The 12,086-nt window shown below is 52.5% G+C and carries 10 protein-coding genes; all 10 read left to right on the top strand.

The annotated features are described in order from the left end of the window. Positions 1 to 164 precede the first annotated feature (164 nt). Positions 165 to 1,133 carry a ubiquinol oxidase subunit II gene (locus tag AN477_RS16740; RefSeq protein ID WP_054970314.1) on the top strand — a complete coding sequence of 323 codons (969 nt, stop codon included), beginning with the start codon at positions 165 to 167 and terminating at the stop codon, positions 1,131 to 1,133. Between the two features lie 19 nt (positions 1,134 to 1,152). Continuing rightward, positions 1,153 to 3,126, top strand: coding sequence for a cbb3-type cytochrome c oxidase subunit I (locus tag AN477_RS16735; protein ID WP_054970313.1), 1,974 nt, complete (start codon positions 1,153 to 1,155; stop codon positions 3,124 to 3,126). A gap of 1 nt (position 3,127) precedes the next feature. Then, a complete protein-coding gene (locus AN477_RS16730; RefSeq protein ID WP_054970312.1) occupies positions 3,128 to 3,757 on the top strand; it encodes a cytochrome (ubi)quinol oxidase subunit III in 630 nt (209 codons plus the stop codon). Next, positions 3,758 to 4,096 (top strand): cytochrome o ubiquinol oxidase subunit IV, encoded by a 339-nt coding sequence (locus tag AN477_RS16725; RefSeq protein ID WP_054970311.1) that lies wholly within the window; start codon positions 3,758 to 3,760, stop codon positions 4,094 to 4,096. A 133-nt stretch (positions 4,097 to 4,229) separates the two neighbouring features. Then, positions 4,230 to 5,156: a heme o synthase gene (locus AN477_RS16720; protein ID WP_083486371.1), complete on the top strand. Its 927-nt coding sequence runs from the start codon at positions 4,230 to 4,232 to the stop codon at positions 5,154 to 5,156. A gap of 190 nt (positions 5,157 to 5,346) precedes the next feature. Continuing rightward, positions 5,347 to 6,726 (top strand): hypothetical protein, encoded by a 1,380-nt coding sequence (locus AN477_RS16715; protein WP_054970310.1) that lies wholly within the window; start codon positions 5,347 to 5,349, stop codon positions 6,724 to 6,726. Position 6,727: 1 nt separating this feature from the next. Then, positions 6,728 to 7,021 carry a metal-sulfur cluster assembly factor gene (locus AN477_RS16710; protein WP_054970349.1) on the top strand — a complete coding sequence of 98 codons (294 nt, stop codon included), beginning with the start codon at positions 6,728 to 6,730 and terminating at the stop codon, positions 7,019 to 7,021. Between the two features lie 112 nt (positions 7,022 to 7,133). Further along, positions 7,134 to 7,961: a hemerythrin domain-containing protein gene (locus AN477_RS16705; protein ID WP_054970309.1), complete on the top strand. Its 828-nt coding sequence runs from the start codon at positions 7,134 to 7,136 to the stop codon at positions 7,959 to 7,961. A gap of 318 nt (positions 7,962 to 8,279) precedes the next feature. Beyond that, a complete protein-coding gene (locus AN477_RS16700) occupies positions 8,280 to 10,670 on the top strand; it encodes a Lon protease family protein (protein WP_054970348.1) in 2,391 nt (796 codons plus the stop codon). A gap of 146 nt (positions 10,671 to 10,816) precedes the next feature. Further along, positions 10,817 to 12,052, top strand: coding sequence for a Zn-dependent hydrolase (locus AN477_RS16695; RefSeq protein WP_054970308.1), 1,236 nt, complete (start codon positions 10,817 to 10,819; stop codon positions 12,050 to 12,052). The last annotated feature ends 34 nt before the right edge of the window (positions 12,053 to 12,086 follow it).

Here is a 12,086-nt window from a genome sequence, read left to right as displayed (position 1 = left end):
TCGTCAGTAGGCCAAACGGGCCTGGACAGACCAATGTGCCCCACTATCTCCGGCCGACATCAGAACCATGGCGTGAATAAACGCCGCCCTCTGCAGACACGACACATGAAATTTTACTGCCGCAGGATCATGAAATCTCGTTGATTGGAAGGGGAGAAATAAGCGTGCACAAACAGTCTGTAAAGAAGTGGGGGGCACTTGTTACAGCCGTTCTTGCAGCCGCCTTGTTATCTGGCTGTGGTCCGCAGTATTTAGTATTTCATCCGGTCGGACCTGTAGGTAAACAGGAATTAAACCTCATTATCACGTCTGTGATTCTCATCGCGATTGTCATTGTACCGACACTCGCCATCTTCTTTTTTATCATCTTCCGTTACCGGAACACACCTGGCAATAAGGCGAAATACAGCCCAGAGTGGTCAGAGAGCAAGGTGCTTGAAGTGGTTTGGTGGTCGATCCCGATTATTATCGTCGGTATCTTGTCGGTGTTCACCGCCAAGACAACGTTTGCTCTGACGAGACCGCCTGAACAAAATGTCAATCCGATGACGATTGAGGTAACATCGCTTGACTGGAAGTGGCTATTCCAATACCCGGGCCAGGGCGTTGCAACGGTTAATTACTGCGAGATTCCGACAGGGGTCCCGGTGCAGTTCGTGCTCACGTCTGACGCCCCGATGAACTCATTCTGGGTGCCGCAACTAGGCGGCCAGGAATACACCATGCCGGGTATGGCTATGGGCCTTTGGCTTCAGGCAGACAAACCCGGCCAGTATTACGGCCACGGGGCGAACTTTACGGGCAGAGGTTTTGCTCATGACGACTTTACCGTCATTGCCGCTTCAAACAGCGACTTTAACAAATGGGTCAGTCAAACCAAATCTAGTGCACCTGCATTGACCATGGCCGACTACAACAAATTGAAGAAGCCAAGCACGATGGGAACCGCATCTTATTCTTCGTTCCCGAAAGGGCTGTTTGACAATGTCATCTGGTCTGAAGGCGGTCGGTACATGCCAGGAACCATGAACATGGCAGGTATGGCCAGTGGAAATTCCACTGCGATGAGCAACTCGACTGCAAAGAGTGGAATAGCCAACGAAGCAAGTCAGTCGAGCAGTTCAAACAAGTAAAGAGGCAGGAGGGAATGACATGCCGGCGGCCCTGAAACAGTTCACCGATACCTATCTGATGTGGAATGAAGGGTATCTCATCTGGATATCGGACATTTTGATTGCACTCACCTCGATTGGGATTGTTGCGACGCTGACTTATTTCAAGAAGTGGAAGTGGCTTTGGAAAGAGTGGTTAACGTCGGTTGACCATAAGCGAATCGGGATTATGTATCTTATTGCAGCACTATTGATGATGTTTCGCGGCGGTGCGGATGCAATGCTGCTCCGAACGCAGCTCGCATCGCCAAACAGTCATTTTTTGACGGCTGAACACTACGATCAGATTTTCACAACACACGGCACCATCATGATTCTGTTCATGGCCATGCCGATGATTTTCGCGATGTTTAACATTGTCGTACCTTTGCAAATCGGCGCTCGCGACGTCGCGTTTCCGTATCTGAATGCCATCAGCTTCTGGCTTTTCTTCTTTGGCGCCATGTTGTTCAACATTTCGTTCGTCTTTGGCGGTTCACCGGATGCAGGCTGGGTCAGTTACCCGCCGTTGACAGAACTTGGATTTGATAAGGGGCCTGGCGAAAACTTCTATCTGCTCTCGCTGCAGATTTCTGGTATCGGAAGTATCGCGACAGGAATTAATTTCCTTGCGACAATCCTGAAGATGCGCGCTCCTGGTATGAAACTCATGCGGATGCCGCTTTTCACGTGGTCAGTCGTGGCCGCTTCGATTGTAATCATCTTTGCGTTCCCTGCACTGACCATCGCGCTTGCGCTCCTGATGCTTGACCGAATTGTCGGTACGCACTTCTTTACGATGTTGCACGGCGGCGATCCGATGATGTTCGTCAACCTCTTCTGGATCTGGGGACATCCCGAAGTGTATATCGTCGTTTTGCCAGCATTCGGTGTGTTTTCCGAAGTCGTCGCGACCTTTGCACGCAAGCGAATCTTTGGTTACACATCGATGGTTGCATCTCTCTTGCTAATCAGTGTCATCAGCTACTTTGTCTGGGCTCACCACTTCTTCACCATGGGTGCAGGTGCAGACGTAAATACGTTCTTTGCGGTCGCGTCGATGATGGTCGCCATTCCGACTGGCGTGAAGGTGTTTAACTGGTTGTTCACGATGTTCCGTGGACGGATCAGCTTTGAGCTGCCAATGCTTTGGACGCTGGCCTTTGTGCCGAATTTTATCATCGGTGGTGCAACAGGCGTCATGTTGGCTGTAGCTCCGGCAGATTACCAGTATCACAACAGTTACTTCCTGATAGCGCACTTCCACCAGGTTCTCATTGCTGGCCCAGTGTTCGGTTTGATTGCCGGTATGTACTTCTGGTGGCCAAAGATGTTTGGATTCAAACTCGATGAGAAAATTGGACGAATTGCCTTCTGGCTGTTCAATATCGGATTCTACGTCTGCTTTATGCCGCAGTACGCACTCGGGTTTAAGGGCATGCAGCGCAGAATGTACACCTATCCGGCCGGTATGGGGTGGCATACGTTGAACCTCATCTCGACCATCGGTGCTTACATTATGGGACTTGGCTTCCTTTTCATCGTTGTACAGATTGTGTACAGCATTAAGTACGGTGAGCGTGACCTCACAGGCGACCCGTGGAACGGCCGCACGCTTGAATGGTCTTTGCCGTCACCTGCACCGCATTACAACTTTGCCGTCATTCCAACGGTTACAGACAGAGATATGCTGTGGGTCATGAAGCAAGAAGGACGTGAGGGTGAGCTCCGGAGGATCAACCCGGATGCGATTGCTGACATTCACATGCCGAAGAATTCCGGCCGTCCGTTCTTGATGGGCCTGGCGTTTTTCGTCGCTGGATTTGGCTTCGTCTTCAATTGGTATGTACTTGCTGTCATTGGACTCGTCGGCGTTGCATTGACGATGATCCTGCGTGCCTTCGAATGGGATGATGAGTATCACATCCTGGCGGAAGAAGTGCGTGAAGTCGAAGCAGCATTGGGGAGGTTGTAAGATGGCTGTCGCACATACAACGGTTGCACCGCACCAGCATGTTGCGGATAAACCTCTGGAATATCAAAACCCTGTACAATCCGTGAAAATCCTCGGATTCTGGATTTTCCTTGCGACCGACATGCTGCTCTTTGGATGTCTGTTCGCAACGTACCTCGTCCTTCGCACACATACCGATGGCGGGCCTACCCCACACGACATTTTTGACGTGCGAGGGTTTACGATTGAAACATTTGTGCTTTTGACGAGCAGCTTCACTGGAGGCATGTCCACACTTGCCATGCGCAACGGCAACAAACGGCAACTGCTCACCTGGTTAATTGTGACCATTGCGCTCGGCCTTACGTTCGTCGGGTTTGAAGCAAGCGAGTTTGTTTCCGATGCGCTTCGAGGCGCAACGATGCAGCGCAGCGCATTCTTGTCTGCGTTCTTTACACTCGTCGGTACACACGGGACGCACGTGTCCATCGGGATCATCTGGATGATTGTCACAGCAATTCAAGTCGCGAAAAAAGGCATCAACCCGATTTCAGCTCGAAAGGTCTTCGTGGTCAACCTGTACTGGCACTTCCTCGACGTCGTGTGGGTTTTTATCTTTACCGTAGTCTATCTATCTGGGGTGGTGATGTAGATGTCGACGAGTACAGACAAACTCACGCAGGGCAACGGGCCGTCACACGCCAAACACAGATCCGGTCAATACGTCCTCGGTTATCTGCTGTCGCTGGTTCTTACAGCCATTTCATTCGCACTGGCACTAACGCACGCCATGCATGTGGCACCGCTGATGATTGTCATGACCATCTTGGCTGGGTTTCAAATTGTCGTTCAGCTTTTCTTCTTCATGCACGTTACTGAAGGGGACGGCCCGCCTTATCATTCCTTGGCACTGATACTCGGGCTTATCTTCACCTTTGCCATTGCGCTTATGTCAGTCTGGATTATGGGATTCGGTTCACAGGTTTCGTAAAAAAGCAGGGAGATGGAGCAGGAGGATTAACCGTAGAACGCGGCTTATCCTGTTCGAACGGAGGCCTTAAGAGCCTCAGAGGGAGGCTTCCATGCCTCCTTCTTCTCTATCAAAAGGAGTGAGGTAAAACATCATGGGGATTCCAGAATCGAAACTCTATGAAGATTGGACAGATACCGAGTCGCAGAGTTCTCTATGGGGTGTAATGCGCGCCTTCATGGTGCTGACCAAGCCGAGAATTGTCACATTGCTTGCCTTCACGGCCTACTGTGCCATGATTGCTGCAAACCATGGACTTCCCGGCCTGCGGGTGACCGTGTTTGGGATTCTCGGATTGGCGATGTGTGCAGGCGGCTCTGCGGTTATGAATATGTGGTATGACCAAGACATCGATGCAGTAATGCATCGGACAAAGCGACGTCCTCTGCCTGCAGGCATCATCACGAGCCGGCAGGCCTTTACTTTTGGCATTCTGCTTACGGCCCTCGGTGTCGTCGTTTTATATGTGATGGTTAATCCGCTTTCTGCATTACTCGGATTTCTCGGTGCTTTGTACTACGGAGTGGTATATACCATGCTGCTCAAGCGTCGAACGCCGCAAAACATTGTCATTGGCGGCGGAGCAGGCGCGTTTCCGCCACTCGTCGGTTGGGCCGCGGTGACAGGACATCTTGCACCCGCTGCGTGGTGGATGTTCGCACTGATTTTCTTGTGGACGCCTGGCCACTTTTGGGCACTTTCCCTCTATAAAGCAGAAGACTACGAAAAAGCTGGTGTTCCCATGATGCCGGTGGTTCGCGGAGCGAGATCGACGAAGCGGCAGATGCTAGTTTATTCTGTGTTGTTGATGGCTGGAGTCGCATTTGCACCGGCGATTGGGCTAAATCAGCCAGTGCTTGTTGGTGGATGTTTGGTTCTGACAGGCTGGTTTTTTGTCAGCCATATTTTCCTTTTACAATCTCCTTATGACAGTACAATCTGGGCGAAACGAACATTCTTGGCCTCTCTGCTGATCTTGCCTGCCATGTTCACACTCATTGCTGTCTCTCTTACGATCTGAACAAGTTTACCAATGTGATGTTTTTCACAGCTGCCGACACCGATCCCGGCAATAATAAGGATGTGCTTACGGGACGCAGAACAAAAGTCAGGGAATACGAAGGTGATTCAAGTCACCGTACCTTGCTGCAAGTATTCCTGAAGCAACAGTGAGTTTTCGTCAGACTGCGTCCGCTGGGAGGTGAAGTACGATGAGTAATACAGTTGGTGACAGAGGCGGACAAAAGCCAGGTTCAGGTTCACGGCCTGCTCCTCGTCCGATGCCAGGATCAGTGGGAATGGGAGGGCCTGGTGGCGGATTGTCCAACAGTCAATCTCCTCCATTTACGGTACCGATGCGCTACATGGTACTCGGAATCCTGGGGTTTTTCCTGTTTGCGATCGACATGGTCTTTGAGTCTAGTCGCCTTGGTCAGGGCATGCCACTTCAACCGGCTGTCGTCTCTATGACGCATATGCTCACCCTCGGCTCTCTGCTGGCATTCGTCATGGGGGCCGTGTACCAACTCTCGACTGTCGCATTTCTCATCCCGCTGTCAAATGTGTCCGTCGCAAGGTATAACTTCTGGCTGTATGCAGTCGGGGTCATTGGTCTCATCAGTTCGATGGCCGTATGGTGGACGCCAGGGTTGATTGTGTTTGGCAGTCTGGTCACATTATCTTTGTACATCTTTGTTGCGGTAATGCTGATGTCGATACGAAAGACCACCGTTAAGGGGCCTGTTGTCTGGTTCATTCAATGGGCGCACGTGTACTTGGCTGCAGCAGTCACCGCGGCACTTTTACTTGTCGTGTCGTTTGCCGTGCCGGTGATTGGAACGGTGTTTCAGGAACTCCTCTGGACACACATCATTCTGGCGACAGGCGGTTTCTTCACCTTTCTTATTCTTGGTTTCAGTTACAAGTTGTTACCGATGTTCACCTTGTCACATGGGTTCTCAACGAAACGCCAACCGTGGACCTTCGCTTTTGCTCAAATTGCCATCTGGGGCCTGCTCTTCGGCATCTGGTCGCATGTTGCGGCTGTAACAATCGGCGGTGGGGTTTTCGGCATCGCAACGTTTATGAATCAAGGGTTGGATTTCCGCGGGATCTACAAAAAACGGCTGCGTCGGCGTACAGAGGCACCGATGATTACCGCAATGAGTGCCATCGGCGGTGGTGTGCTTGCGATTCTTGGGCTTGTTGTTTTGTCCTTTGGTCGTCAAGGTCTGGCGGGTTGGCAGGCTGTCGTCACATTTTATCTGCTTGGCTGGATTACGCTCACTGTGATGAGTTACGCCTACAAGATTGTGCCCTTTCTGGTCTGGACAAAAAGGTACAGCGTGGGTGTTGAAAAGGGCAAAACGCCGCTGATTAAGGATATGATTGACGTCGAACGGGCTCGACCGGTATTCATCGTGTTTGTTGTTGGTTTACTTTTGCTGGCTGTCTCTGGCGGACTCGCTTTTGTCCCTGGAGTGATGATTGCATCTGTCTTGTGTGCTGTAGCTATTGTTTGGTTTTGTTGGCAGCTGGCACGTGTCCTTTCTATTCGAACACTCGGTAAGGAGCTGATGGTTCGTGATTGACATGGCAGAAGTTACGGAAAAGCTGAAGGATGTCTACGATCCCGAAATCGGTGTCAACGTCGTCGACCTCGGGTTGATTTATAAGTTGGAGGAGCCTGAAGAAGGGCTGCTCCACATTGAAATGACGATGACAACGCCGGGTTGCCCGGCGCACGATACCATCAGCGACGCGGTGGAGTGGGCAGCGGCACAGGCCTTCGGGGTTGGACTTGTGACGGTTGACGTCGTCTGGGACCCACCCTGGAACCCAGACCTGATGTCTGACGAAGCCAAGGAGTTTTTGAACTTCAGATAAGGTATTGTTGAACTTTAGTCTGGGCATTTCGGATCTTGGATGAAGCGTTGTCGGACTTTCGTTTGAACTTTCGTTTGAACTTTCGTTTGAACTTCCATTAGAGGTGAACGAGATGGAGAAGTTATCACTGCAGTTTCAGGACCAAAACGTAAAAAGCATATTGCAACATGGAGATGCGAAGTTTGTGCAGCTTTCACTGAATCCAGGAGAAGGTTTGACGAAGCATCGCACCCCGCACAACCTGTGCGTGATTGTTCTCAGCGGTCGAGTGGAGTTCACAATGCAAGGTGAGACAGGTGAACTTGCTGCTTTGGAAATGCTGACTGTCCAGCCAAAGGTGGAGCATGCAGTGCAAGCGATTGATAAGAGTACTGTGCTGTTGGTTCTCATCCCGGTGCACGAAGCAGGTGCGGTACAAACCGCCGGTTTCGTGGTAGACCATGAAAATGCCTATCAAAATCCATCTCTCCTGGATGCCATCATCCCAGAGCTTCGTCCGCTGGTTGACGATCACGTTGAACTTTGCAGACTTCTGGCCATGCATCCGGAGGACCATCCTGAGCAGATTTCAGAGGTCTTGAAGGCAGTCGCAAGAGAACTGGATACACACTTTCTGGCAGAGGAAGAGGTTGTCTTTCCTCGGATTGCGAAGTACACCGGTGGCATGGATGTCGGCCCGGTGCCGAGACTGCTCGACGAGCATCACCGGATCAGGAATATTCATAATGAAGCAACGCGGATTTACGATCTCGTTCAGACGAATGCGGATCCGCACGCGGAGGAACTGTTGCGAGAGAAGATCATTGAACTGGCAACGCACCTGCTGAATCACTTGGGGAAAGAGGACAGCCATCTGTTCCCGATGGCTGGCCGGCTGCTCACCGTTGATGAAAAGCGGCAGGTGGCGCAACAACTTGAACGGTACGAAAAGCTCGTATAATGCGGATTCGAGCCCGAAGAGTCCGAAAGCCTGTCATCGACCGATGACAGGCTGTTCCAGCTTATGAGGTCCCGGTTGCAGGGTTCATCAGGAGGACGTTGAGAGGGCGAGGACTATTTTCGGATTTGGAAACTAGTCCGTGCCTTCTGCTCAGGATCACCCGTTTGGTGCTCTCATAAATGTTTACATGCGTGTACCCTTTTGTTAACGGGTCTCGCGAGTGGCACAGCAATGCGCCTCAACCACAGATTTCAGCCACAAGGCCGTCGCCTTGTGGCTATGTGCGTTTCCGAGGTCCCTGAGAGGAAGGTGCTGCAGATGCTGTTGCTTTTGCCAGAAGAGGAATACAAACTTAGAGAATTATCTGCTGACGAATTGCGGGTTCATACAAGTACGGAGGAACTCAGGTTTGAGGACACGTCGCAGCTGCCGGGATTGAGTGACACCATGGTGGGACAGGACAGGGCTGTACAGGCACTGGCGTTTGGTTTGTCAATCGATGCGGAAGGTTACAACATTTTCGTTGTAGGACCTCCGGGAACGGGCAGGACCACGTATACAGCTTCACAAGTGTTCGAAGTGGCGAGAAGCAAGCCGGTCCCGAATGACTGGTGTTATGTGTATAACTTTCAAGCCCCGGACGAACCAATATGTTTGCAGTTTCCCCCAGGGCAGGGTGTCCGGTTCAGGAGTGCGATGCAAAGACTCGTCAAGGACCTGGAAAAGGCACTCACCCAGTACTTTGATAGCGACGCGTACGCCGCAGAGAGCACGCAACTGATGAATCAATTCAATGAGCGAGCGGAGAAGGTGTGGAGCCTGCTCGAGGCTAGCGCACACGAACTCGGATTGGTGCTGCAACGCACGGCAACAGGCATGGTGACGATCCCGCTTGATGCAGAGGGCCGGCCCATTCCTTCCGACGAGTTCGCACAGCTGTCGAATACAGCCAGGGCTGCCGTCCGCACACGTCAGCAACAACTCGAGCAGTCATTCGAGGAAGCCATGCGGCAAATCAAGAGCATACAGAAAGAGGCAAGTACAGCAGAAGAGATGCTGGAAGAAAAGACTTGTGCTTACGCGATTGAGCCCTTGTTTGATGAACTGAGATTGCAATTCCAGGGGGAGGACGTCGCACGCTACCTGCAGCGCGTCAAGGAGGATGTGATTGCAAACCACGCTCTATTTCACGGAGATCCGGAACCGACAACACCGGATGCCGCTCTGCTTGGCGCGGTACCACCCGATCCGCGAATTCGCTATCAGGTCAATGTGATGGTGGATCATACGGATTCGGCAGGAGCGCCCGTCATCATCGAACCGAACCCCACGTATTTCAACTTGTTTGGAAAAGTAGAATACCGCGGTAACAGGGGAGTCATGGTGTCTGATTACACCCTGATTAAACCCGGAGCTCTGCACCGCGCTAACGGCGGTTACCTGATTGTTCAGGCTATCGATCTTCTGAGCCATCCTGCCGCATGGACCGCTTTGAAACGTGCACTAAAAAATGGTGAAATCCGCATCGATAACCCACAGGAAGAGAATATGTGGATGGTTTCAACGGGCCTTCGGCCGCAGGAGATCCAACTCAAAGTTAAAGTGATTTTGATTGGCACACCGGACATCTACCATCTTTTGTATGAATACGACGATGCCATGCAAAAACATTTTAAGGTGAAAGTGGAGTTTGACGCTGAGATGGAGCGCTCTGCTGCGGCATCGAGGCAATACGCCAACTTTGTCGCAAGCTATACGAAAGCCCACGAGTTGCCGCCGTTCACTGCGGGGGCTGTTGCCGAGATCATCGACTTCAGCGCGCGCTTGGCTGGCAATCAACGAAAGTTATCAACGAGGTTTCATCCTGTGATCGAGCTTGTCACAGAGGCGAGTTACCTGGCGCAGCAAGCAGGTGCAAACACAGTCACAGAACAGCATGTCAACTCGGCACTCAGTGCAAAGGTCCATCGGGCAGACCTCATAAAGGAAAAGGTGCTCGAGATGATTCTCAATGGAACCATCAGGGTCGATACGGACGGCAAGCGGATCGGGCAAATCAATGGCCTCGCCGTCCTTGCCAGCGGCAATGTGTCGTTTGGCCAGCCACACCGGATTACCGCGAGGACATACGTTGGCAGGCGCGGAGTTATCAATGTGGAACGCGAAACAGCGATGAGCGGACAGATTCACGACAAAGGGGTGCTCATCCTCAGTGCATACCTCGCGGCAGAGTTCGGCAAACGGATGCCGATGGCGGTGTCTGGCACCATTGTATTTGAGCAGACATACTCCAAAATTGATGGAGACAGCGCATCAAGCACAGAATTGTACGCGCTTTTGTCATCGCTCAGTGAGTTACCTATCCTACAGGGGATCGCGGTGACCGGATCGGTCGATCAGTTCGGCGAAATCCAACCGATCGGCGGGGTCAATGAGAAGATAGAAGGTTACTTTTACATCTGTAAAGCCAAGGGTCTAACAGGTCGACAAGGGGTGATGATTCCGCGCCAAAACGTCACAAACCTGTTTCTGCCGGAGGAAGTGGTCGACGCTGTTCGGAATGGGCAGTTCCACATCTGGGCTGTTCAGAGCGTCGAGGAAGGGATTGAGCTGCTGACAGGCTTTACGGCGTTGTCTGTCTATGTGGAGATCGAGACGAATGTTGTAGAGATGTCCAGAGCGGCGGCTTATGAGAGGCGCCGGGTGTGAGGCACTCGGGGCGACGGCCACGAAACAGCAAAGTGTAGCCCAAGTTACCCTCTCCATGCTAACTTAGATGGAGAGGTTTTTTTAAAAATGCCGTTTGCGGCTTGAGCAGGTCACGCTGTTGATAGACGGTACAGGGAGGCATTGTTTTGAACGTAGACGCGCAAAGGCTATGGCAACGTATCCAGACTCTTCATGAAATTGGTACAACACCGGACGGCGGTGTATCCCGGTTTTCGTTCACAGCGGAGGAACGGGCGATTAAAGACCGCGTGACAGGGTTTATGAAAGATGCAGGCCTCGAGATTCGTGAGGATGAGACAGGAACCCTCATTGGCAGACGAGAGGGCAGCGAGGCAGGGTTGCCGGTGGTACTCGTGGGATCGCACCTCGATTCGGTCCCGAATGGCGGAGATTTCGATGGTCCGCTTGGCGTGTTGGCGGCGATTGAGGCGTTAGCTGCGATGAAAGAGGCGAACGTTGAGACTCGCCATCCCATTGAGGTTGTGGCGTTTACGGATGAAGAAGGGGCGAGGTTCCGTTACGGCATGATCGGCAGCCGTGGTATAGCCGGGACACTGACATCAGAGGAACTTTACGAGCACGCGGATGCGAACGGCATCACGGTCGCGGAAGCCATGGAACAGCAGGGGCTGAGCCCGGCGGCGGTGAGGAATGCAGCGAGATCGCCGGAAGACGTTAAGGGTTATCTGGAGCTGCACATCGAGCAGGGGAAGGTCCTCGAGCGTGCGGAACAGCCGGTCGGGATTGTGACAGGTATAGCAGGGCCATTATGGCTGAAGTTCACCTTGGAAGGCGAGGCAGGGCATGCAGGCACAACGCCGATGCCAGGCCGACAAGATCCGTTAGCAGCTGCCGCCGAGGTCCTCCTTGTGATTGAGCGTGAAGCGGGCCAGAAGGAACGAACCGTAGGCACGGTAGGGCAGATGACCGTGACGCCAGGGGGAGTCAACATCATTCCGGGACGTGTGGAGTTTACGCTCGACCTCCGGGATGTCGTCGAACAGACGCGCGATGAGGTGGAGGAGAGGATTCTCCAGCAAGCCCAGGAAATCTGCAGAAGGCGGGGCGTCTCGCTCAAAATCGATACCCTGCAGCGTGTGGCCCCAGTGACCTGTGATGAGAAACTGCAGGGTCTCATGCGAGAGGCCGCGGACGAACTCGGCTTGAACCCTCCAATGGTCGTGAGCGGCGCCGGCCATGACGGGATGCAGTTTACAGGTTGCTGGCCTGTTGCCATGCTCTTTGCACGCTCGAAGGATGGAATCAGCCACAATCCGGCGGAATACACCTCGCAGGAAGACTGCGCTATGGCTGCGGATGTCCTGCTCGGTACTTTGCTGAGGTTCGCGAACGAGGCTTAGGCATGGCGGAAGCGGATCGTCGCAGGGGGAACCG

The organism is Paenalicyclobacillus ferrooxydans (genome assembly GCF_001399675.1).
GTDB lineage: Bacteria > Bacillota > Bacilli > Alicyclobacillales > Alicyclobacillaceae > Alicyclobacillus_B > Alicyclobacillus_B ferrooxydans.
The sequence above is the reverse complement of the archived record's forward strand: the minus strand, read 5'-3'. Positions and strand labels throughout refer to the sequence as shown.